Source organism: Streptomyces sp. NPDC087300 (assembly GCF_044744425.1).
GTDB lineage: Bacteria > Actinomycetota > Actinomycetes > Streptomycetales > Streptomycetaceae > Streptomyces.
In genome coordinates this window covers 541,560-562,092 of record NZ_JBIUYI010000004.1, presented here as the reverse complement: position 1 = coordinate 562,092, position 20,533 = coordinate 541,560, and the positions used below count along the sequence as shown (strand labels likewise).

23 protein-coding genes and 1 tRNA gene are annotated in these 20,533 nt (G+C 72.8%); 16 read left to right on the top strand and 8 right to left on the bottom strand.

Annotated features, from left to right (window positions below; genetic code table 11):
* Positions 1-122: 122 nt before the first annotated feature.
* Positions 123-1,040: a peptidoglycan-binding protein gene (locus tag ACIO9J_RS18330; protein WP_401999954.1), complete on the top strand. Its 918-nt coding sequence runs from the start codon at positions 123-125 to the stop codon at positions 1,038-1,040.
* 26 nt (positions 1,041-1,066) lie between these two features.
* Here the strand turns inward: ACIO9J_RS18330 and ACIO9J_RS18325 are convergent, their stop codons facing one another.
* Positions 1,067-1,735: an HAD-IA family hydrolase gene (locus ACIO9J_RS18325; protein WP_401999951.1), complete on the bottom strand. Its 669-nt coding sequence runs from the start codon at positions 1,733-1,735 to the stop codon at positions 1,067-1,069.
* 402 nt (positions 1,736-2,137) lie between these two features.
* Positions 2,138-2,716 (bottom strand): TMEM165/GDT1 family protein, encoded by a 579-nt coding sequence (locus ACIO9J_RS18320; RefSeq protein ID WP_401999948.1) that lies wholly within the window; start codon positions 2,714-2,716, stop codon positions 2,138-2,140.
* 485 nt (positions 2,717-3,201) lie between these two features.
* On the opposite strand from ACIO9J_RS18320, the gene ACIO9J_RS18315 reads away from it, so the two are divergent.
* The 4 genes from ACIO9J_RS18315 (at position 3,202) to ACIO9J_RS18300 (ending at position 8,422) form a co-directional block, all read left to right on the top strand.
* Positions 3,202-3,849 carry an HNH endonuclease family protein gene (locus tag ACIO9J_RS18315; RefSeq protein ID WP_401999945.1) on the top strand — a complete coding sequence of 216 codons (648 nt, stop codon included), beginning with the start codon at positions 3,202-3,204 and terminating at the stop codon, positions 3,847-3,849.
* Positions 3,850-3,919: 70 nt separating this feature from the next.
* On the top strand, positions 3,920-5,563 hold the full coding sequence (locus ACIO9J_RS18310; protein WP_401999943.1) for an alkaline phosphatase D family protein: 1,644 nt from the start codon (positions 3,920-3,922) through the stop codon (positions 5,561-5,563).
* A gap of 350 nt (positions 5,564-5,913) precedes the next feature.
* Positions 5,914-7,920, top strand: a complete 2,007-nt coding sequence (locus tag ACIO9J_RS18305) for an FAD/NAD(P)-binding protein (protein WP_401999940.1) — start codon at positions 5,914-5,916, stop codon at positions 7,918-7,920.
* 49 nt (positions 7,921-7,969) lie between these two features.
* Positions 7,970-8,422 (top strand): DoxX family protein, encoded by a 453-nt coding sequence (locus tag ACIO9J_RS18300; RefSeq protein ID WP_401999938.1) that lies wholly within the window; start codon positions 7,970-7,972, stop codon positions 8,420-8,422.
* A gap of 67 nt (positions 8,423-8,489) precedes the next feature.
* Here the strand turns inward: ACIO9J_RS18300 and ACIO9J_RS18295 are convergent, their stop codons facing one another.
* Positions 8,490-9,116 carry a superoxide dismutase family protein gene (locus ACIO9J_RS18295; RefSeq protein ID WP_401999935.1) on the bottom strand — a complete coding sequence of 209 codons (627 nt, stop codon included), beginning with the start codon at positions 9,114-9,116 and terminating at the stop codon, positions 8,490-8,492.
* 255 nt (positions 9,117-9,371) lie between these two features.
* Between ACIO9J_RS18295 and ACIO9J_RS18290 the strand changes: the two genes are divergently transcribed.
* A complete protein-coding gene (locus ACIO9J_RS18290; RefSeq protein ID WP_401999932.1) occupies positions 9,372-9,989 on the top strand; it encodes a DedA family protein in 618 nt (205 codons plus the stop codon).
* A 1-nt stretch (position 9,990) separates the two neighbouring features.
* On the opposite strand, the gene ACIO9J_RS18285 is transcribed toward ACIO9J_RS18290, so the two are convergent.
* Together ACIO9J_RS18285 and ACIO9J_RS18280 are read right to left on the bottom strand one after the other, a co-directional pair.
* Positions 9,991-10,218 carry a DUF2277 domain-containing protein gene (locus tag ACIO9J_RS18285; protein ID WP_401999929.1) on the bottom strand — a complete coding sequence of 76 codons (228 nt, stop codon included), beginning with the start codon at positions 10,216-10,218 and terminating at the stop codon, positions 9,991-9,993.
* A gap of 219 nt (positions 10,219-10,437) precedes the next feature.
* Positions 10,438-11,304 carry a hypothetical protein gene (locus tag ACIO9J_RS18280; RefSeq protein ID WP_401999926.1) on the bottom strand — a complete coding sequence of 289 codons (867 nt, stop codon included), beginning with the start codon at positions 11,302-11,304 and terminating at the stop codon, positions 10,438-10,440.
* 116 nt (positions 11,305-11,420) lie between these two features.
* Between ACIO9J_RS18280 and ACIO9J_RS18275 the strand changes: the two genes are divergently transcribed.
* The 5 genes from ACIO9J_RS18275 (at position 11,421) to ACIO9J_RS18255 (ending at position 13,911) form a co-directional block, all read left to right on the top strand.
* Positions 11,421-11,780 carry a hypothetical protein gene (locus tag ACIO9J_RS18275; protein WP_401999923.1) on the top strand — a complete coding sequence of 120 codons (360 nt, stop codon included), beginning with the start codon at positions 11,421-11,423 and terminating at the stop codon, positions 11,778-11,780.
* A gap of 142 nt (positions 11,781-11,922) precedes the next feature.
* Positions 11,923-12,261: a hypothetical protein gene (locus tag ACIO9J_RS18270; protein ID WP_401999920.1), complete on the top strand. Its 339-nt coding sequence runs from the start codon at positions 11,923-11,925 to the stop codon at positions 12,259-12,261.
* Between the two features lie 242 nt (positions 12,262-12,503).
* Positions 12,504-12,884 (top strand): hypothetical protein, encoded by a 381-nt coding sequence (locus ACIO9J_RS18265; protein ID WP_401999917.1) that lies wholly within the window; start codon positions 12,504-12,506, stop codon positions 12,882-12,884.
* Positions 12,885-12,892: 8 nt separating this feature from the next.
* Positions 12,893-13,462, top strand: a complete 570-nt coding sequence (locus ACIO9J_RS18260) for a hypothetical protein (RefSeq protein ID WP_401999914.1) — start codon at positions 12,893-12,895, stop codon at positions 13,460-13,462.
* A gap of 74 nt (positions 13,463-13,536) precedes the next feature.
* Positions 13,537-13,911 (top strand): peptidase inhibitor family I36 protein, encoded by a 375-nt coding sequence (locus ACIO9J_RS18255; protein WP_401999911.1) that lies wholly within the window; start codon positions 13,537-13,539, stop codon positions 13,909-13,911.
* 94 nt (positions 13,912-14,005) lie between these two features.
* Here the strand turns inward: ACIO9J_RS18255 and ACIO9J_RS18250 are convergent, their stop codons facing one another.
* Both ACIO9J_RS18250 and ACIO9J_RS18245 read right to left on the bottom strand, forming a co-directional pair.
* Complete coding sequence (locus tag ACIO9J_RS18250) at positions 14,006-14,698, bottom strand: YceI family protein (RefSeq protein ID WP_401999909.1); 693 nt, start codon at positions 14,696-14,698, stop codon at positions 14,006-14,008.
* A gap of 192 nt (positions 14,699-14,890) precedes the next feature.
* Entirely contained in the window at positions 14,891-15,223 is a 333-nt protein-coding gene (locus ACIO9J_RS18245) for a hypothetical protein (RefSeq protein WP_401999906.1), read from the bottom strand.
* A gap of 446 nt (positions 15,224-15,669) precedes the next feature.
* On the opposite strand from ACIO9J_RS18245, the gene ACIO9J_RS18240 reads away from it, so the two are divergent.
* A complete protein-coding gene (locus ACIO9J_RS18240; protein ID WP_401999903.1) occupies positions 15,670-16,500 on the top strand; it encodes an STAS domain-containing protein in 831 nt (276 codons plus the stop codon).
* A gap of 78 nt (positions 16,501-16,578) precedes the next feature.
* On the opposite strand, the gene ACIO9J_RS18235 is transcribed toward ACIO9J_RS18240, so the two are convergent.
* Positions 16,579-16,650 (bottom strand) — tRNA-Val (locus tag ACIO9J_RS18235).
* Between the two features lie 187 nt (positions 16,651-16,837).
* Here ACIO9J_RS18235 and ACIO9J_RS18230 point away from each other — a divergent pair.
* The 4 genes from ACIO9J_RS18230 (at position 16,838) to ACIO9J_RS18215 (ending at position 20,517) form a co-directional block, all read left to right on the top strand.
* Positions 16,838-18,253 (top strand): hypothetical protein, encoded by a 1,416-nt coding sequence (locus tag ACIO9J_RS18230; protein WP_401999900.1) that lies wholly within the window; start codon positions 16,838-16,840, stop codon positions 18,251-18,253.
* A gap of 118 nt (positions 18,254-18,371) precedes the next feature.
* Positions 18,372-18,890 carry a DUF4383 domain-containing protein gene (locus ACIO9J_RS18225; protein WP_401999897.1) on the top strand — a complete coding sequence of 173 codons (519 nt, stop codon included), beginning with the start codon at positions 18,372-18,374 and terminating at the stop codon, positions 18,888-18,890.
* 23 nt (positions 18,891-18,913) lie between these two features.
* Positions 18,914-19,555 carry a bifunctional 4-hydroxy-2-oxoglutarate aldolase/2-dehydro-3-deoxy-phosphogluconate aldolase gene (locus ACIO9J_RS18220; protein WP_401999894.1) on the top strand — a complete coding sequence of 214 codons (642 nt, stop codon included), beginning with the start codon at positions 18,914-18,916 and terminating at the stop codon, positions 19,553-19,555.
* The gene (locus ACIO9J_RS18215; protein ID WP_401999892.1) at positions 19,552-20,517 is read left to right on the top strand and encodes a sugar kinase; all 966 of its coding nucleotides are present in this window, start codon (positions 19,552-19,554) and stop codon (positions 20,515-20,517) included. Before ACIO9J_RS18220 ends, ACIO9J_RS18215 begins: the two co-directional genes overlap by 4 nt.
* Positions 20,518-20,533 lie beyond the last annotated feature (16 nt).

The following is a 20,533-nucleotide window of genomic DNA, read 5'->3' as shown; positions in this document are numbered from 1 at the left end:
CTGCTGGAGGGCCTCCCTCTCCATCCTGGTCCGAGTCACCGGTTATGGCCTGTTGAAGCAGGGGTCTGCATAATCGCTGGTGTTCTCGGGGCGGGCGCGGCACGAGAGGGGAGGGGTGGCCCATGAGCGGGCAGGGCGACCGGAGCGGGCAGCGGTGTCCCGAGTGCGGGGCGACGCGCGAGCTGGGGAGCACTCCGGAGTGCGGCTGCACCCGGCGGGCGGCCGAGCAGGCGCGCAGGACGCGGTCCGCGGAGGCGGCGGCAGCGGAGGACTTCGATCCGCTGCGGATCCGCCCCTACGTCTCACTGCCGGAGCCCGAGGGCACACCGGCCCCCGCCGACCTGCGCCTCTTCGCGACGGCCCACGACTCGGCAGGGCCCCCGGCACCTTCGTACGAGAACGCGGACGGGCTCCCTCCGGAAGCCGGCGACGACGCGGACACGCCCCGGAACAGGGCCCGAGCCCGCCGCTACAAGCTGCTCGCAGGGGCCGTCGCGGTGGCCGCCGTGACCGCGGCGGCCCTCTTCACGACGGACCTCTTCTCCTCGGCGGCGGACCGCCCGACCAGGGACCTGGCACTGCCGGACGCACCGACAGCCGCAGCGCCCCGTACACCGTCGAGCCCGACGCCCCCCGCGTCAGCGAAACAGGAAGACTCGCCCGCGCCCCCGTCACACACACCGTCCCTGACCCCCAGCGCGACACGGCCGCCACCGACGCCGAGCCGTTCGGAGCGCCGGACGTCCGCCCCGCCGAGCCCGCCGACGGCCCGCGCGACGGGCTCGGTCGGCTCCCCGACACCCAGCAGGGCCACGGGCACCGCGCTGCGCGAGGGCGACGAGGGCCCGCGCGTACGGGAACTCCAGGGCAGGCTCGCGCAGCTTCAGCTGTACTTGGGCGAGCCGGACGGCACGTACGGCCCCGAGGTCACGTACGCCGTGGCGCGCTACCAGTGGGCGCGGGGCCTCACGGGCGACAGGACGGGCGAGTACGGCGAGGAGACGCGCCGCAGCCTGGAAGCGGAAACGAAGAAGCCGTAGGGGCGTACGCCTCTGGGGCAGCGGTCTCAGCCGAAGGTCAACCGGATACCGTCGCCACCCGCGTCGGCGACCCGGACCCGCGTCAGGTCGTCCACGTGCACGGTCGGCGCGAACCGTGCGGCCCTCGGGCCCACGCCCACGACCCGCATGCCGGCCGCGCGGCCGGCGAGTATGCCCGCCTCGGAGTCCTCGAAGACGACGCAGTCCGCCGGGTCGAAGCCGAGCTCGGCCGCGCCCTTGAGGAACCCCTCGGGGTCCGGCTTGCTGGCGGCGACACTCTCCGCGGTCACGCGTACGTCCGGCAGCGCGAGGCCGGCGGCGGCCATGCGTCCGGTGGACAGCGGGACGTCGGCGGAGGTCACGAGCGCGTGCGGCAGCCCTACGAGGGAGGCCATGAAGTCGGGCGCGCCGGGGACCGGCACGACGCCCTCCATGTCGGAGGTCTCCGCGGCGAGCATCTCGCGGTTCTCGGCGTAGTTCTCCGCCATCGGCCGCTCGGGCAGCAGCACGGCCATGGAGGCGTAGCCCTGCCGTCCGTGGACGACGCCGATGACCTCGTCGAAGTCGAGCCCGTGCTTCTCGGACCAGCGCCGCCAGCAGCGCTCGACGACGGCGTCCGAGTTGACGAGGGTCCCGTCCATGTCGAGGAGGACGGCCCGTGCGGTGAGGGCGGGGGCGGCGGTCGTGGCCGTCATCGGCGTACTCCAGAGCGCAGAGGGCGGAGCGGAGAGGCAAAAATCAAGGCAGCCCCGCCCGCCGGTCAGGGAACACGGGCGGAGCCACTTTGTTCCTGCACGGTACAAAAACCCCCACCCAAAAGCCAACGCCGCAGGTCAAAGCGACCACGGGGGCGGGCACCGCCCCGAAAGGGACGCGGGGAACGGCGCGCCCAGCCACACCCAACCCGCACAAGAAGCCCGGACCGAAACCACCTCGAAGGGGCGCGGGGAACTGCGCGCCCAGCCACAGCCAGCCCGCGCAAGGAAGACGACCGCCCACCCACCCGAGGGGCGCGGGGAACGGCGCAAAAAACCCCGCCCCACACACGCCCCTCGGCACAGAGGGACCCACTCCCCGCCCAAGGCCAGGCGGCCTACCTACGCAATCGCTTCGTACAGGCTCCACACACCCAGCCCCACCATCAACACCGCCGCGATCTTCGTGATCAAAGCCAACGGCACCCGCTTCATCAGCGCCTTGCCACCGACGATGCCCAGCCCCGCGACCGCCCACAGCGCAAGCACCGCACCGAGGCCGACGGAGATCGGGTCGTCGTAGCGGGCCGCCAGGTTCGCGGTCATGATCTGCGTCAGGTCACCGAACTCGGCGACCAGGATGAGCATGAAGCCCGCCCCGGAGACCTTCCAGAAGCTCTGGTCCTTGGGCTCCTTGACCTCTTCCTCGTCGTCGCCGCCCTTCAGGAGCAGCACCGCGGCGCCACCGAGGAAGAGGACACCCGTCAGCGCGGACACCAGCTGCTGCGGCAGCAGGGTGAGCACGCTGCCCGCCGCGACGGCGAGCACCACGTGGACGGTGAAGGCGGCGGCGACGCCGGCGAAGACGTACGAGGCGCGGTAGCGCGTGCCGAGGACGAGACCCGCCAGCGCCGTCTTGTCCGGCAGCTCGGCAAGGAAGACGACGCCGAAGACGAGCGCCGTCACGCTGATGCTGATCAAGGGTTCCTCAATCGGTAGGGCCGCCCCACCGAGAGTGTTCCACCGCTTCGCGTACGACACCTCGGCACGGCAGCGCACACGGACGCACACGGATGTGCGCGTCGCGACGTACACGGGTGCGTACGTCGGGCACTGCTTGCCGAAGGTCTCGCTGGCCTGCCCCATGGGGCCTGCCTCCGGGCGCCGGCTCAGACGAGCTGAGCAGTATGTCGACGGTCCGGCGAAGAGCTACTCCCCTTCTGCGCCGTCCATAGTACGGGACCCCGGACCATCCCTCACCAGGGCCTTTCGACCCACCCCGAAGTGACCTGGGTCACGTCCGGGCAACTGCGGCCGCACACAGCACATATGACACGGCGCCAGAACCCTTGAAGTTCGCACCTGATTGACGCGACCCTGTCATCGGATGCACATCCACAGGTAACCCAGCAACGCGACCATGGCCGCCCCACCGGCCAACTTCCCCCCACACCAAGGGAGTTCGCATGTCCGCTGTCTACGCGCGTCGATATGCCCGTTACGCCTCCGCAGCCGTCGTCCTCGCCTCGGCGGCCACCCTCCTCACCGGCTCGCCCGCCCAGGCCGCTCCCCCGGCCCCGGTCAGCGCGGCCACCGCCCGCACCTACCTCGGCGGCCTCACGGTCAAGGCGGAGGGCTCGTCCGACGGCTACAGCCGCGACAAGTTCCCGCACTGGAGCACCCAGTCCGGCGCCTGCAACACCCGCGAGGTCGTCCTCAAGCGCGACGGCACCAACGTCCAGCAGGACGCCAGCTGCGCCGCCACGTCGGGCACCTGGAAGTCCGCCTACGACGACGCCACCTGGACCGCCGCCTCCGACCTGGACATCGACCACGTCGTGCCGCTCTCCGAGGCCTGGAAGTCCGGCGCGAACGCCTGGACCACCGCGCAGCGCGAGGGCTTCGCCAACGACCTGACCAGGCCGCAGCTGATCGCGGTCACCGACAACGTGAACCAGGCCAAGGGCGACAAGGACCCGGCCGAGTGGCTGCCGCCCACCGCCTCGTACCACTGCTACTACGCCCGGATGTGGGTGGACGTGAAGCACCACTACAAGCTCTCGGTGAACTCCGAGGAGAAGACCGCGCTCTCCTCGGTCCTCAACGGCTGCTGAAATCCCGGAACCGCCCCGCCCACCTCCGTCGTTCCGTACCGTACGGGGCGACGGAGGAGGGTGATCATCTGTGGCACGGCTGCGCCTTGGTCCACTGCTGAGGTACGTGGACGGTTCCACGGCGACCGTCTGGGTCGAGGCCGACCGGCCCTGCGCCGCCGAGGTGCGGTGCGCCGACGGCGCGCGCGGCACGGCGCGCACCTTCCAGATCGCGGGCCACCACTACGCGCTGATCCCGGTCACGGGCCTGACGCCCGGCACCGAGACCGCCTACGAGGTGCGCCTGGGCGAGCGGGCGGAGGCGGTCGTCTGGCCGCCGCCCGAATCCGCCTTCCCCGCGAGCACCATCCGCACCCCCTCGGGCACCGGCGACGAGGAGCTCCGCGTCACCTTCGGCTCCTGCCGCTGGGCGGCCCCGCCCTCCGACGAGCGCGACCCCGTGGGCCCCGACGCCCTGGACACCCTGGCCGCCCGCATCGCCGCGGACCCGGGCACCGAGCGCCCCGACGTACTGCTCCTGCTCGGCGACCAGGTGTACGCGGACCAGACCTCCAAGGCCACCCAGCGCTGGCTCGCCGCCCGCAGGAACCTCGCCGACCCGCCGGGCCCCCAGGTCGCGGACTACGAGGAGTACACCCACCTCTATTACGAGTCCTGGCTCGACCCCGAGGTCCGCTGGCTGCTCTCCACCGTGCCCAGCTGCATGATCTTCGACGACCACGACGTCATAGACGACTGGAACACCAGTGCGGCCTGGCTCGCCGAGATGCGGGCCACGCCCTGGTGGCGCGAGCGGATCCTGAGCGGCCTCATGTCGTACTGGGTCCACCAGCACCTGGGCAATCTGCGCCCGGAGGAACTGGAGAGCGACGAGCTCTACGCCGCCGTGCGCGCGACGCCCGACGGCACGGACACCCTCCGCGCCTTCGCCGCCAAGGCCGACGCGGACGCCACCGCGACCCGCTGGAGCTACCGCAGGGACTTCGGCCGGGTGCGCCTGCTCATGGTCGACACCCGCGCCGCCCGCGTACTCCAAGAGGGCGAGCGCGCCATGCTCGACGCGGACGAGGCCCGCTGGCTGCGCGAACAGGCCCTGGAAGGCGACTGCGACCACCTCCTCATCGGCACCTCACTGCCCTGGCTGCTCCCGCACCTCATCCACGACGCCGAGGGCTGGAACGCCGCGCTGTGCCGCGGCGAGCGCGGCGCGCGGTGGGCCCGGTTCGGCGAGGACCTGCGCAGACGCTCGGACCTGGAGCACTGGGCGGCCTTCCCGCAGTCCTTCGAGATGCTCACCGCCCTGGTCGCGGAGGCGGGTTCGGGCCCGGCGGCCCCCGCGACCGTGTGCGTACTCTCCGGCGACGTCCACCACGCCTACGTCGCCGAACCGAGCTGGCCCAAGGACGCGGCCCCCGACGCCCGCGTACTCCAACTCACCTGCTCCCCGGTCCACAACTCCATCCCCGCGTCGATAAAGCTCGGCTTCCGCTTCGGCTGGAGCCGCACGGGCCGCGCCCTGGGCCGCCGCTTCGCACGACACGGCGGAGTGACCCAGGCGGGCATCGACTGGCGCAGGACGGGCGGCCCCTGGTTCGGCAACCAACTCATGACGCTGACGCTGCAAGGCCGCACCTCCCACCTACGCCTGGACCAGGCACGCATGACCCGAGGCAAGGTCCGCCTGGAACCGGCGGAGAACAAGCAACTCTCGTAAAAACACCCCAACCCCACTCCACCCGCAGCCGCGAGCGAGACCGGAGGGGACGCGGCGGTATGTCTGCCCGGAGCACTGGTGGCCACGAGCAGAGGTGCATGACGATGACGGCTCACCGGGATAGCGAGGCCGGACATACCGCCGCGGCCCCGCCCCCAAGCGAACCGTGCGAGACCGGGGGGCCACCCGAACCGCACCCACCACCCCGCCCCACCCCGCCCCACCGAACCGTGACAGACCCCACACCAAGATGTGGATCCTTGGCCAGGGGTTCGGCATCCGGGGTTCCGACGGCATGATGATGCGGACCATCCGCTTCCAGCGTTCCCTATGCCCCGGGAGTCACGCTTTTGTCCGCACCTGCACCCGCACCGCTCCCACCCGCACCCCGCTCCCCCGCACCGGAAGCGACCACCATCGCCCTGGTCGGCGCGGGCCCGCGCGGCACCAGCGTGCTGGAACGGATCTGCGCGTCGGCACCCGAACTCCTCACCGCCGGCACCCGGCTGACCGTCCACGTCGTCGACCCCGCCCCGCCCGGCGCGGGACGCGTCTGGCGTACGGCACAGCCCGGCGAGCTCCTGATGAACACCGTCGCCTCGCAGGTGACCCTCTTCACCGACGAGAGCGTCGACTGCTCGGGCCCGATCCACCCGGGCCCGAGCCTGTACGAATGGGCCGCCGACGGACGCATACCCGGGCTCGGCCCCGACGACTACCCGACCCGCGCCGACTACGGCCGGTATCTGGAGTGGGTGTTCGCACGGACGGTGCGCCAGGCACCGGCCACCGTGCACGTCCGGGTCCACCCGGCCCGCGCCGTACGGCTCGACGAGACGGCCGACGGCCGCCAGACGCTCGTACTGGACGACGGCACCGAACTGTCCGGGCTCTCCGCGGTCGTCCTCGCACAGGGCCACCTGCCGACCCGCGCCGACCGCACCCAGGAGCAGCTCGCGGAGCACGCGGCCCGGCACGGCCTGCGGCACTTCCCGCCCGCCAACCCCGCCGACCTGGACCTGTCCGCGATCGCCCCCGGCGAACCGGTCCTGTTGCGCGGCCTCGGCCTCAACTTCTTCGACCACATGGCGCTGTTGACCGAGGGCAGGGGCGGCCGCTACGTCCGTGACGCGGCGGGCGACGGCGGCCTGCGCTACGAGGCGTCGGGCAACGAGCCGCGCCTGTACGCGGGTTCGCGGCGCGGCGTGCCCTACCAGGCGCGCGGCGACAACGCGAAGGGCCCCTACGGGCGGCACCGGCCCGCGCTCCTCACGACCGAGGCGGCGGCCCGCTTCCGCAAGCGCACGGACAGCGGCGACGCCCCCGACTTCCTCGACGAGATATGGCCGTTGGTCGCCAAGGAGGTCGAGACGGTCCACTACGCGGCGGTGCTCGCGGGACGGGGCGCGGGGAGCGGTGCCGCGGAGGGCGTCGAGGACTTCCGTGAGCGGTTTCTCGCCACGGGACACCAGAGCCCCCAAGAGGCCGCGGTCCTGGCCGAGTTCGGGATAGCGGAGACCGAGCGCTGGTCCTGGGACCGGCTCTCCCGCCCGCACCCCGAACAGGGCTTCACCTCCCCCGACGCGCACCGCGCCTGGCTCCTCGCCCTGCTGCGCGAGGACGCCGCGCAGGCCGCGCTCGGCAATGTCGCGGGCCCGCTGAAGGCCGCGCTCGACGTCCTGCGCGATCTGCGCAACGAACTCCGGCTCGTCGTCGACCACGGCGGCCTTTCGGGCTCCTCACGCCGCGACCACCTCGACCGCTGGTACACGCCGCTGAACGCCTTCCTGTCGATCGGACCGCCGCGCCGCCGCATCGAGGAGATGGCGGCGCTGATCGAGGCGGGCGTCCTCGACGTGCTCGGCCCGCGCCTCGCCGTGCGCCCGGCGGGCGGCGCGTTCCTCGCGCACTCCCCCGACGTACCGGGCTCCGATGTGCGCGTCACCACACTGATCGAGGCCCGGCTCCCCGAGCCCGACCTGCGGCGCACCGCCGACGAACTGCTCGGGCGGCTGCTCGACGAGGGCGAGTGCCGTCCCCATGTGGTGGACGGGCACGAAACCGGGGGTCTCGACGTGACACCGCGCCCGTACCACCTGATTGACCGTCAAGGGCGCCCGCACGCACGCCGGTTCGCGTTCGGCGTGCCCACGGAAGGCGTCCACTGGGTGACCGCGGCGGGCGCCCGGCCCGGCGTCGACTCGGTGACGCTGTCGGACGCGGACGCGGTGGCGCGGGCCGCGCTGCGCGCCGCGACGGGGCATCTCGCGCTGCCGGAGGAGGCCCACGGGGCGACGCAAGCGGAAGACCCGACTGACCGAATGTTGAACTTGCAAGCACTAATTAGGTTCCCCTAATCTAGGCCCTCCGCTCGGTTCCGTCCCCAAACCGAAGGAGTCCCCCACCATGACTGGACGTCTCGACAACGCCCAGCCCTACGCCCTCGGGCTGTTCCGCATAGTCATCGGCCTGCTCTTCGCCTGCCACGGCGCCTCCTCGCTCTTCGGCGTCCTCGGCGGCGCGGACGGCAACGGCGGCACCCTCGACGCGGGCACCTGGCCCGGCTGGTACGCGGCCGTCATCCAGCTCGTCGGCGGCATCCTGGTCGCCCTCGGCCTCGGCACCCGCGCCGCGGCGTTCATCTCGTCCGGCTCGATGGCCTACGCCTACTTCAAGGTCCACCAGCCGGAGGCCCTGTGGCCCCTGCAGAACGGCGGCGAGCCCTCGGCGATCTTCTGCTGGGCGATGCTGCTGTTCGTCTTCATGGGTTCCGGCGCGTTCGGCATCGACCGGCTCCTCGCGGCCCGCGGTGCGCGCGACGAGGACAAGTCGTCGGACCGGACGCCGGTCGCGGCCTGATCCACGGCGCATGACGGAGCCCCCTTCCTCGTACCCGGTACGAGGAAGGGGGCTCCGCCGTGTCACCTCACGCCGCGGGCTGCTCCACGGCGGCAGCCCCTGGCATCGAGCCGAACGGCACGGTGAAGCAGGCCACCCGGTCGCCCGCGCCGCCCGGCTCCTCGTGCAGGACCACGGAGCCCGCCTCGCCCGGCCTGAGCGCCCAGAGGTGGCGCGCGCTCGCCGACCCCGAACCGTCCGCACCGGCCGTGAAGTCCAGCCACACCTCGTTGCGCGGATTGGCGTAGGCCGGGTCCTTGGACGGCTGCACGGGGTCCGGACTGTCCTGGTAGTGCCCGCCCGCCGCCTCCGGGGCCGCGCCGCACGCGTTCTGGTGGACGTGCGCGCCGTACGCGTGGCCGGGCGTCAGGCCCCGCACCCGCAGGCTCACGGTCGTACCGTTCTCGTCGACGCGCTGGTCGACGCGGATCCGGGACGCGGCGGGGACGAGCGTCTGGTCGTACGTCAGCGCGGGCGAGGGGATGAAGGCCGCGGGCGGCGCGAACCGGGCCTCCGCCCGCAGCCAGTACCGGTCCGCCGCCACGGCCACCGTCACGCTGGACTCGTCGCCGCCGGCCGGTGCGCCGTCCGGGGCGCCGCCGCCCGCGGCCAGTACCGCCGCCGCCACGGCACCGGCCACCATCCCTGCCACCATCGCCCGCTCCTGTTCCTCGCGTGCCCCGCGGGGCGCGTGCCTCTCGGGTCCTGCTTCGTTCGTACGGGACATGGGAGCCGTGCGCCGCGTGGGAGGTGGCAGCCGGGTGAACGTGACGTGGCGAACATCTGAGCCCCCCGCGGATCTACGACCGGGCGCGCGGCGTACGCTGTACAGCTGTCATCAGGCCGCCCACGCCGCTCCCCGCGACACAGCGGCAACGCGCTGCCGCACGGGGAGTAACGGGGAGTTGTGGTGCTTGAGAGTGTGGGGGCGCTGACCGGCAGCCCTTGGATCTACGCGGTCGTGGCGCTTTCTGTCCTTTTCGACGTCTTCGTACCGGTGCTACCGAGCGGCATGCTCGTGATCATGGCGGCCACGGCGGCGACGGCAGCGGGCACGGCGGGCGTCCCGCACGGCGTCCCCGACATCCTGCTCCTGACGCTCTGCGCGGCCACCGCCTCGGTCCTCGGCGACCTCGCGGCCTTCCGCATCGCCTGGCGCGGCGGCGCCCGCCTCGACCGCGCCATCGCCCGCTCCCGCCGCCTGACCAGCGCGCAGGAGCGGCTCGGCACGGCGCTCGCGCGGGGCGGCGGCGTCCTCGTCGTCATCGCGCGCTTCGCGCCCGCGGGCCGCTCGATCGTCTCCCTCGGCGCGGGCGCGGCCCACCGCAAGGTGCGCGAGTTCCTGCCGTGGTCGGTCCTCGCCGGCATCGCCTGGGCCGGGTACAGCGTCGCGCTCGGCTACTTCGGCGGCCAGTGGCTCGGCGCCACCTGGCTGGCCACCGGCGTCTCCCTGCTCGCGCTCTTCGCGGCGGGCGCGGGCGCGGCCTTCCTGGTCCGCCGCCCCCGCCCCGCGCCGTCGACGAGCTGACCTACGAGGCGCGGGCGGCCGCCCCACGCACTTCGAGCCCGCCGAGCAGCTCGGCGGTCGCCTCCGCCACGGCGTCGACCGCGCGGTCGAAGACCTCGCGATTGTGCGCGGCGGGAGCACGGAACCCGGACACCTTGCGCACGTACTGAAGCGCGGCGGCCCGGATCTCCTCCTCGGTGGCGTCCTCGGGGATGGCGGGCGGACGGAGCGTCTTGATGCTTCGGCACATGCTTCCAGCTTGCCACCGCGAGGGACGGGGCGACGGGCGTTCCGTGGGCGCGGGCCGGGCCCCCGGCGGGCAGGCGGGCTCGGCGCGGTCGGGGCGCCCCCGTCCAGCGGTCCGGGGAAGTCGGCGAGGACGAGCCGGACCCTCGCGCCGCAGGCCGCGCACCCGCACCCGCACACAAAGGACCCGGACGACCGCCCTCCGCACGAAACCACCCCCTCCTTACTCCTCCGGAGCCGGGTGGCCCGCCGCGAGAACCGGCGGGCAGGCGGGCTCGTCGCAGTCGGGGGCAGCGCCATCCGGCGCTCCCGGGAAGTCGGCGAGGGCCAACGGAACCTCCGCCTCACACGCCGCGCGACCGCACTCGCAGGCGAAGGACCGGACCGTGCTCGCGAGGTCGCCGGCCGTCCAGGGGCGGGCGAAGTACGCCGCGTGCTGGCGGACCACCGCGCGGTTGGCGTACCGCTCCAGGCGCGCCCGCTCCGCCCCGCTCGCTGCAGGCGACCCCGTCGCCAGCGCGGCGGCGAAGAGCTTCTCGACCTCCGCGAAGGTGTCCGCCACGCTCCGCGTCCCGTCGACCGCGAGCGTCCGGGCCCCCGCATCGGCCACCTCCGCCTCGATCTCTTCGAGCAGCAGCCGGTACAGCGCCGCCACCCCCGGCGCGATGCCGCGCTCCGCGAGCCGCGCCCGCTGCACCTCAGGCGTCGGCATCAGCCACAGCGAGTGGTCACCCGCCCCCGCGACCCCGGGCGTGACGGGCGTGCCCTCGGCGACGGTCCCCGGCGTGCCGGGCAGGGCGCGCAGGTCCGCGGCGACCATCGGGCCGCGCTCGTGGTGCAGGGACATCGCGAGCAGCTCGTCCGGCGGCCGCGACCAGCGTTCGTCGGGCGTGAGCCGCTCCCACCGCGCCGCGGCCGCGTGCCCGGCGGCCAGCGCCCGGTCACGGTGCTCCCAGGTGTGGACGTCGGCGTGGTACCGGCGCAGCCCGTACCTGCGGGCCAGCAGCCGGGCCATCGTCGTCTTGCCCGCTCCGGGCGGCCCCCCGATCCACAGCACGGACCCCGCCACCGCCGCTCCGCCCTTCCGCATACGTCCCGATCCACCCTGTTACGCCGTACGTCCGGTCAGTGAAGCATTCCGGACACGCCACGACTCACCCCTCGCATCACTCGCACCCGAAATTCGAACAGGAGTACCATTACCGCGTGCCTCCAACCCCTTCCCATGACTTCCCGAGCGACCTCCTCGCCGGCCAGGAGGAACTGCATCAGCTCCGCTCCGAGCTCCTGGCCCTGCTCAAGCGGCTCCCCTGGTCCGTCGAACCGCTCGACGGCTTCAGCGACACCGGCGGCTGGCGCAAGGTGGAGCGCCCCGCGTCCCCCGGCTGGACCCCGGACGAACAGGCCGAGGTCGAGAAACTGCGCGCGCGGGAGCGGGAGTTGGCGGTCTTCGTGAGCTGCCACCGCTTCTGGGAGCAGATCTCGGGCCCCGACGCCGTACAGGCGAGGGCCCGCCTCAAGCACGCCCACGAGACGCCGGAAGGCTCGCTGCCCGCAAGCCATTGACAGCCGCGGGCGGCGGGCGTTGACTCCTTCTCCTACGGATCGGGCCCACTGTCCTGAACCGTCAGGACACCGTGCCACGGGCCCGACGAATCCAGCCCCCGCCAACCGGGGGGCCACCCCTGCGAGCCGCGGAGGTGCAGCCATGAACGTACTGATCGTCATCGCGATCCTGGCCCTCATCGGCCTGGGGTTCCAGCAACCGCTGCTGTGGCTGGCCGCAGCGGCACTCGTCTTCTATTTGGTGCGCTTCTACGAGGGCGGTGGAAGCAGCGGGAGCGGCAGGAGCAGCTCCGGCGCGGGCGGTTCGAGCGGATCCAGCGGTGCGAGCGGATCCGGTGCGGGCGGCTCGGGCGGCGGTGGAGGCGGTGGTGGTGGCGGAGGCGGCTACCCCAAGACCTACCGCGACTTCCGCATCCGCAAGGAACGCCAGGAGCGCTGGGACCGCAGGTACCGCAGGACGCACCCCGGTTCGGGCCGCTGACAGCGGCCCGGGGCGCGACGGCGGCCCAGCACGCGCCCCAGCAGGCCAACTGTCCCGTGCCGCCCGTCCCGTGACGGGCGGCACCGCCGTGCGCGGGCGCCCCCGGCGCACGGGCACGCCCTCCGATACGACTACTCACTGATCCGGGTGACACCAGGCTTACCTGCGAAAACGGCGGGGATTGAGGTCATGCCCGGCGCGACGACCGCGCCGGATGTGACCGCACCTGGGGAGCCACCCGCATGCGCCTGAGAGCCGCCGCGACCACCGCCGTCTTCGCCGCCCTGCTGACCGCCGTCGCCCCGTCCGCCACCGCGGAGCCGACCGCGACGCGTCTCGCCACACCCCCGAACCAGGTCTGCTTCTGGACCAAGCCCGGCATGATGGGCCAGGCCTGGTGCTACGGCCCGCCCGGCTACGCCGAGGCGGAGAACGGCACGCAGCGCAACGCCTACTCCTTCGAGTCCCGCGTCAACGGCACCGTCTATGCCATCAGTTACGGAGCCGGGAGCAGCTGCGTCTACCGCGAGATCCGCAAGGACGACTACGACGAGAACTGGACGGCCTGGGCCACCAAACTGGACGGCGTGAGCCACGAGACGATGGGCTGCGAGCCGGGCTGATCCGCACCGTGCACACCACCACGGCCCGGCCCCGCGCCGCAGCCCTCTCCCTCACCCTGTGCGCCCTGCTGCTGGTCGGCGGCTGCGCCCAGGTCCCCCGTGCCACCCCGCACGTGCTGGCGCCCGACGACATCATCAGGGCCGCCCAACAGCGGCTCACCGACCGGTGTCTGACGCGGCAGGGCCTCACTCCGCCCCGTGCGGGGCAGCGGCCGGGGACCACCCGGGCGGCGCGCGAGCGGGACGAGCGCGTCGCCGACGCCCTCTTCGGCGCGGGCCGCACGGAACTCTCCCTCACCCTGCCCACCGGCTACGCGGTGCGCGCCCACACCGACGGCTGCCTGGCCGCCGCCCAGCAGACGCTCTACGGGGACCAGCGGCGCTGGTTCCGCGTCTCGACCGTCGTCAACAACCTCAAGCCGGAGGCGGCCCACCGCGACCGCAGCCTGTCCTCGGTGCGGGCCATGCACCGCACCGAACTCGCCGACTGGCGGCGGCTCCGCGCCCACGCCCTGACCCGTTCCAAGTCACTGCTCCGCGCGTCCTCCGACGCGCCGCGCCCGCACGGCGACGGCTGACCACCGCCGACTCCCTACCGCGACCGACTCCCCACCGCGGCTGACCACCGCCCACCACCGCTAGGAGAAACCCCATGATCAGCAAGCCCACGGCCGTCCTGGCCGCCACCCTCCTCGCCCTCGGCACCGCGCTCACCACCTCCGGCACCGCGCAGGCCGCCTCCTGCCCGAGCGGCCAGTTCTGCGCCTGGACCGACGCGGACTTCGGCGGCCAGCGCACCAACTGGTCGGGCGACGACCACGACTGGGAGGACCCGATCCAGGACCAGGACTCCTCCTGGGCCAACCACGGCATCTCGGGCCCCGGCATCAAGGACCACGTCCAGGTCTACGAGAACCCGGGCCTGATCGGCTTCGGCACGGTCTGCCTCGGCCCCGGCCAGGAGATCAACTCCAACAGCTGGGGCAACGACAGCGGTGACTCGCACACCTGGAAGATGGAGTGCTGACGACGGCTCCATGACGTACTGGACTGCTGCTCCATGACGTACCTGGCGTACCTGACGTACTGAGCGAGGCCTCCGGTCGCTGTGACCGGAGGCCTCAGCCCGTCGCGCCCGGCGCCGGTGCCTCGGGGCCGGCCTGCGCCGTGGCCCTGATCGCCGAGATGTCGAACTGGAGCCGGACCTTCTCGCTCACCATGGTGCCGCCCGCCGCGAGGCGCTGGTTGTAGACGAGGCCCCAGTCCGTGCGGTCGATGGTGGTGGTGCCGTCGAAGCCGACGCGCTCGAAGCCGAAGGGGTCGAGCACCGAGCCCAGATAGTCGAGTTGGAGCTCGACGGGCCGGGTGACGTCACGGATGGTCAGATCGCCTGTCATCCGGAAACTCTCCCCGCCCTCGTGCCGCGTGGCGGTGCTCCGGAACACCATCTCCGGGAAGCGCCGCGCGTCGAAGAAGTCGGTCCCGACGAGATGCGCGTCCCGCTGCTCCACGCCGGTGTCGACGCTGCCGACCCGTATGACGAGTTCGGCCCGGGACGCGGCGGGCGTCGCGCCGTCGAAGTACAACGCGCTGTCGTAGTCGGCGAAGGCACCCCGCACCGTGGTGACCATCGCGTGCCGTACGGAGAACCCGATGCGGCTGTGCGGCCGGTCGATGGTCCACTGTCCGTCGAGCGCGCGGAGCGCCGGATCGAGCGCGACGCCGCCGCTCCCGGCCCGCGCGAGAGACCCACCGGCGCCGCCGCCCGACGCCGGCTCGACGGTGTCGGTCTGACGACGGCTGAAGATACCCATGAGACCGTGCCCTCCTTCGGAATTGATTACTCCGTGTTATCACGGTCTCCGAAGGCGACCCCTTGCGAGATGGGCGGCCTCGTCCGGCTTCCATGGTGCCGACGGCAAAGATGCACAGGATCGACATGATGTGGAGGCACGGTCGGACGGTCCGGCCTCACACAGAGTCATCGGGGCGGGGGCGCCCGCCCTTCAGCCGGACATCACCCGCAGGCCGCCGATCTCGTCCCACCCGTAGGACATGAGCCGGTCGAGCAGGCCGAGTTCGGGGCCCGCGAGCACGCGCAGGCAACGGGGCGGGGTCAGGCTCCGCGCGAGGGCGACGAGGGTCTCCAGGACGCTGTTGGAGAGGTACGTGACGCGCGTGAGGTCGACGGTGACCTCCTCCGCGAGGGAGCTGTGTTCGGTCACGGCGACCGCCAGCGGGGCCTTGTGGGCACCGAGGGCCTCGCCGTACAGGCGCACGCCGACCGCGTCACGAAGCGGGGTGATCAGGAGCAGTTCATCAACGAAGAGGTCACGCATACCGATTCCGGGGACAATGCACCGCAGCAAGGAACCGACGGCAGGACCGGGCACGGGTCGGAGCACAGGACCGATGACAGGTCAGGGCACAAGACCGAATACGGGAACCGTCGACGCGGAATGACAGCGGTGCTGCTGAAGCGGGTCCAGAGTCCCGCGCACGATGCCGCTGGCGTGAGGGCCCACCCCGGGCCCGAGTGATCGCCTGGAACCACGTCGCCGCACCGACGGCGGTACCTGCTTCCACGGACTTCTCCTGAGGCTACTCCTGCGGGCGCTCCCTGGACAGGGCGCAAGACCACACGGTCGGACAAAGAGCGCCGGACTGGCACGGGTGGCGCACGAGTACGGCAAAGGTGTCCGTTCCCGGTCGAATCGTTGCTGCTGTCCCTCGAATTGGTGAAGGTCACCGACAGCGCGCGGCGGCGGCTCTACCCTGCTCAGGCATGGGCACCGAAGGGGGACCCGTCGGCGCGGCCGGCGTGGAGTGGTCCCGGTCGTCGCGGAACATCTGGGTGGGCGTCGCCAGGGCGAGCGGCACGGTCACGATCTGCGTGTCCGGCGAGCTGGACATCAACTCAGCGCCGGTACTGGCCCGTTACCTGTACCGCGCGGTGGAGCGCCCCAGCCGCGTCGTACTGGACCTGAGCCGGGTGACGTTCTGCGGCACGGCGGGCGTCGACCTGCTCCTCGACGCGCGCGGACGGGCCACCGAGGCGGGCGGCGGCCTGACCGTGGAGCGGGCCCACAGCGCCGTGCTGCACACGCTGGAAGCGTGCCGGGAGCCGGAGGCGTGGCTGATCGCCGCGGAGGTCAGGACGATGCCGCCGCCCCCGCACGAACAGCGGCAACGGCTGTCGGTCCTGGAGCAGGCACTGCTGGTCGCGTTCGAGATCACCGGCGCGCCGATGGGCAACGCCCAGCAGTACGACCAGACGGCGGGCGTCCTGCGCATCGTGGCGCAACGGGGCTTCCACCACCCGTTCCTGAGCTTCTTCGAGACGGTGGCGGACCGGGAGACCGCGTGCGGGGTGGCCGCCCAGGACCACCGCCCCGTCCTGGTCGACGAGGTGACCACATCCCCGCTCTTCCTCGGCACCCCGGCCCTCGACGTCCTGGTGGACTCCGGCATCGGCTCGGTGGTCTCGGTCCCGGTCACGGCCCACGACGGCACCCTGATCGGCGTCGTCTCCACCCACCACCCCCGCCCCACCCACTGGACCAGGGAACAACGCCGCACGCTGACGGCTCTGACGCGGGCGGCTCGTCTGCTCTGACCGCACACGAAGAGACCCCCCAGCCGATCACGGCTGGGGGGTCAAAAAACAGGCTTCCACCTGCTACTTCCTACCCGGTGGGCGCGGACGGTTTCGAACCGCCGACATCCTCCTTGTAAGGGAGGCGCTCTACCCCTGAGCTACGCGCCCGGGACGAATCGACAGCCTACCTTGCCGACGGGAGTGCCCCGCAAACCGCTTGTCGCGTGCTGTCCGCTCTCAGCGATGAAGGTAAAGTCCCCCGGCCCGGCGCGAACTAACCGGGTCGTGTGTTCGTCTTTAACCGGTGGGAGAATGTGACACCGGGCAGGGCGGATGACAGCACGGGAGAGGGATAGTGACGGCGACACCTTCGCAGCCGTGCACGCCGGACGGAGAGAGCGCGGGAAGCGGGAGATCAGCGGCACGGGCGGCGGCCCCGCGGCCCGCCCGGCCCCTGCGTGACGTCCTCGCCCTCGTCCTGCTGCCCCTGCCCCTCCTCGCCGCCACCCTCCCCGCCGCCTTCGCGGGCGGCGGCACGCGCCGTTGGTTCGGGGGGCGCGGCGAGAGCGTGCGCGCCGAGGCGCAGGCCGCGAAGGACGCCGCGGCCGCCGCGTTCTACGAGCTGGACACCGCCCAGCGCGACCTGCGGATCTCCATCGAGACCATCGTCGCCGTGGACTCCACGCCCGCGGCCCGGCGCGCCGTGTCGGACTTCGAGGCCATCGGGCAGCGCATCGACGAGGCCAGCCACCAGTACATCAGCGCCGTGGACGCCCACGACCTGGACAGGGACGACCTCGACACCGCCGTCGCGGCCCGCGCGCGCACCGAGCTGACCCAGGCCAAGGACGTGCTGGGCAGGGCCAAGCAGGATCTCGAACGCTTCCAGCAGGGCCTCGGCCCGCTGCTCGACAAGGCGGAGACGCAGCTCGCCCGGCTCGCCCCCGCGATCGAGCGCGCCCGCCAGACCCTGCTCGCCGCGAGCAACGCCCTGGACGCCGTCCGCGGCGCGGGCCTGAAGGCCGACGACCTCGCGGCCAGGCTCGCCGCGCTCGGCCCCGAGCTGACCAAGCTCAACCAGGGCGCGGGCCAGCACGGCGTACCGGAGACCTTGCAGCGCGCCGACCGCGTGCTGCGCGACGCGGAAGCGGTGCGGGCCGAGGCGGAGCGGCTGCCCGAGCGCGCCGCCGAGATCGACCGGCGCCTCGTATCGCTGCGGACGCGCGCGCAGGCCCTGACCACCCGCAGCGGCCAGGTCGAGCCGGTGCTCAGCGAGCTCAGGCGGCGGTTCGCCGTCGCCTGCTGGCAGGACCTCCAGCACGTCCCCGACCAGGCCGCGGAGAACGTGCGGCAGGCCGAGACCAAGCTCAAGGAGGCCAGGCAGGCCCGCGAGGAGCAGCGCTGGCCGGACGCCACCTCGCTGCTCTCGACGGTGCGGGCGCTGCTCAACACGACGGACGAGGCGGTCTCCGCGGCGGGCGACCGGCTCCAGCGGCTGAACGCGGTGTCGAAGGACCCGCAGCAGGAGATCGAGCGCACCCGCTTCGCGATCAGGGACGCCCAGCGCCTGGCGATGGCGGGCCGCCAGACGCCCGAGCCGCGCCACGCCCGCCCGCTGGACGAATCCGTGGCGCGCCTGGACCGCGCGGTGGCCTCCCTGGAGGGCCGCCACCCCGACTACTGGCACTTCCTGACCGAGACCGAGGCGGTCCGCTCGACGGTGGCGCGCGTGGTCACGCAGATCCGCGAGGAGCGGGGCCAAGGGGCCTGAGCGGGCGGCGGGGGGCCCGCCGCGCCTGGCGTTCCGCGGCCCACGGGCTGATCCTGGAGTTACGTGCGGTACGGCCACGTACGGAAGTACGGCCTCCGCGCGTACCAAGGAGGCCGCCATGGCCACGCACGTGCTCCACTCCGGGCCCAAGGGCCACAAGCGCCGCATCGTGCTCGACGAGGACCTGCCCGTCGACCACCGGCTGAGCAAGGTCTACCGCGTCGGCGCGGGCCTGATGGGGCTCGTCCTGCTCGCCTTCGGCGTCCTCGGCCTCATCGACAAGATCGGTTTCTTCGACACCCGCGGCGACACCGTGGCGGGGCTCAATACCAACGGCGCGCTGAGCGTCCTGTCCATCGCCGTCGGCCTGCTGCTCTTCGCCGGCATGGTGATCGGCGGCAACGCGGCGTCGACGCTCAACATGGTGCTCGGCGTCCTGTTCCTGCTCAGCGGCTTCGTCAATCTCGCCCTGCTCGACTCCCGCTACAACTTCCTGGCGTTCCGGATCCAGAACGTCCTGTTCAGCTTCGTGGTGGGCCTGCTCCTGATGACCTTCGGGATGTACGGCCGGGTCAGCGGCGGTCTGCCGCACGACAACCCGTACTGGAAGGCCCGGCACCCGGATCAGCCCCGCTGAGACGGTTGTGCGAATCTGGGGACATGCTCGACTTCCCCGCGGCTCTCCGGGCCCGGCGCCTCGTCGCCATCGTGCGCGGCACCGACCCGGACGCCTCCTTCCGTACGGTCATGACGCTCGTCGAGTCCGGTGTCCCCCTGGTCGAGGTCTCCCTCAGCGGCGCCGACGCGCTCGGCGTGCTGCGCAGGGCGCGGGCCGAACTGGGCACGGACGCCTGGCTCGGCGCGGGCACCGTCCTCACCGCCGACGACGCGCGCCGGGCGGCCGACGCGGGCGCCAACCTCATCGTCACGCCCGGCATCGGCGCGGGCGTCGACGAGGCCGGGCGCCTCGGTCTGCCGGTGCTCGGCGGCGTCCTGACGCCCACCGACGTCATCGCGGCACAGGCCGCGGGCGTGACGGCGCTGAAGATCTTCCCCGCGTCCGCGATGGGCGGCCCGAGCTACCTCAGGGCCCTGCGCGCCCCCTTCCCCGACACGCCCTTCGTGCCGGTCGGCGGCGTGGACGCGGCTGCCGCCGAGGCGTATCTGGCGCTCGGCGCGGTCGCCGTGGGCGTCGGCTCCCCGCTGATCGGCGACGCGGCCGACGGCGGCGACCTCGGCGCGCTGCGCACCCGCGCCGCGGAGTTCGTGAAGGTGGCGGAGGCCGCGGAGGTACGCCGATGAGCGCGGCCACGGGCACCGGGGTCCTCACCTTCGGCGAGACCATGGTCGCGCTGCGCGGCAGCGGCCCGCTCAAGCTGGGCGGCACCATGAACGTGTCCGTCGCGGGCGCCGAGAGCAATGTCGCCATCGGCCTCGCCAGGCTCGGCCATACCGTCCGCTGGGCGGGCGCGGTCGGCGACGACGAGGCGGGCGAACTGGTCCTGCGCACGCTGCGCGCGGAGGGCGTCGACGTCACCGCCGCCACCCGCGACCCGGCCGCGCCGACCGGCCTGATCCTCTTCGAGCCGCGGCTGCCCGAGGTGACCCGGGTGCACTACTACCGCGCGGGCAGCGCGGGTTCGCGCCTGTCCGCGGACTCAGTGGCGGCCGCGTTCACCGCGCCGGTGCCGCCGCGCGTGCTGCATCTGACCGGCATCACCCCGGCGCTCGGCCCCGCGGCCCGCGACGCCTGCCGCCGGGCGCTGCGCCTCGCCCGCGAGCACGGCACCGAGGTATGTCTCGACGTCAACTTCCGCTCCCGGCTGTGGAGTCAGGAGGCCGCGGCGGCCGAACTGCGCGAGTGGATCCCGTACGTCGACGTCCTCATCGCCTCCGACGACGAGCTGCCGCTGTGCCTGCCGGAGAGCACTCCTGCCGACGCCCCGGAGAAGTTCCTCATCGACGGCGGCGTCCGTGAGGTCGTGGTCAAGCTCGGCGCGGACGGCGCGACGGCCCACACGGCCGACACCGAACTGCACGCTCCCGCCCGCGAGGTGCGGGCGGTGGACGCGGTGGGCGCGGGCGACGCATTCGTGGCCGGCTACCTCTCGGCACTCCTGGACGACGCGGAGGTCCCGACCCGCCTGGACCGCGCGATCACAACGGGCGCGTTCGCGGTGGCCTCGCAAGGCGACTGGGAGGGAGCACCAACGAGAACGGAACTCCCCCTGCTGACCACAGCGACGGGAACAGTGGTCCGCTAAGGGCCGCCCTTAGGGG

What these genes read in the sequence shown, in the direction of transcription:
- ACIO9J_RS18215 (WP_401999892.1), top strand. Translation starts at nt 19,552, where the DNA reads ATGAGCGCGGCCACGGGCACCGGGGTCCTCACCTTCGGCGAGACCATG.
- ACIO9J_RS18265 (WP_401999917.1), top strand. Translation starts at nt 12,504, where the DNA reads ATGCGCCTGAGAGCCGCCGCGACCACCGCCGTCTTCGCCGCCCTGCTG.
- ACIO9J_RS18285 (WP_401999929.1), bottom strand. Translation starts at nt 10,218, where the DNA reads ATGTGCCGAAGCATCAAGACGCTCCGTCCGCCCGCCATCCCCGAGGAC.
- ACIO9J_RS18330 (WP_401999954.1), top strand. Translation starts at nt 123, where the DNA reads ATGAGCGGGCAGGGCGACCGGAGCGGGCAGCGGTGTCCCGAGTGCGGG.
- ACIO9J_RS18225 (WP_401999897.1), top strand. Translation starts at nt 18,372, where the DNA reads ATGGCCACGCACGTGCTCCACTCCGGGCCCAAGGGCCACAAGCGCCGC.
- ACIO9J_RS18295 (WP_401999935.1), bottom strand. Translation starts at nt 9,116, where the DNA reads ATGGTGGCAGGGATGGTGGCCGGTGCCGTGGCGGCGGCGGTACTGGCC.
- ACIO9J_RS18300 (WP_401999938.1), top strand. Translation starts at nt 7,970, where the DNA reads ATGACTGGACGTCTCGACAACGCCCAGCCCTACGCCCTCGGGCTGTTC.
- ACIO9J_RS18270 (WP_401999920.1), top strand. Translation starts at nt 11,923, where the DNA reads ATGAACGTACTGATCGTCATCGCGATCCTGGCCCTCATCGGCCTGGGG.
- ACIO9J_RS18240 (WP_401999903.1), top strand. Translation starts at nt 15,670, where the DNA reads ATGGGCACCGAAGGGGGACCCGTCGGCGCGGCCGGCGTGGAGTGGTCC.
- ACIO9J_RS18250 (WP_401999909.1), bottom strand. Translation starts at nt 14,698, where the DNA reads ATGGGTATCTTCAGCCGTCGTCAGACCGACACCGTCGAGCCGGCGTCG.
- ACIO9J_RS18325 (WP_401999951.1), bottom strand. Translation starts at nt 1,735, where the DNA reads ATGACGGCCACGACCGCCGCCCCCGCCCTCACCGCACGGGCCGTCCTC.
- ACIO9J_RS18245 (WP_401999906.1), bottom strand. Translation starts at nt 15,223, where the DNA reads ATGCGTGACCTCTTCGTTGATGAACTGCTCCTGATCACCCCGCTTCGT.
- ACIO9J_RS18255 (WP_401999911.1), top strand. Translation starts at nt 13,537, where the DNA reads ATGATCAGCAAGCCCACGGCCGTCCTGGCCGCCACCCTCCTCGCCCTC.
- ACIO9J_RS18280 (WP_401999926.1), bottom strand. Translation starts at nt 11,304, where the DNA reads ATGCGGAAGGGCGGAGCGGCGGTGGCGGGGTCCGTGCTGTGGATCGGG.
- ACIO9J_RS18315 (WP_401999945.1), top strand. Translation starts at nt 3,202, where the DNA reads ATGTCCGCTGTCTACGCGCGTCGATATGCCCGTTACGCCTCCGCAGCC.
- ACIO9J_RS18220 (WP_401999894.1), top strand. Translation starts at nt 18,914, where the DNA reads ATGCTCGACTTCCCCGCGGCTCTCCGGGCCCGGCGCCTCGTCGCCATC.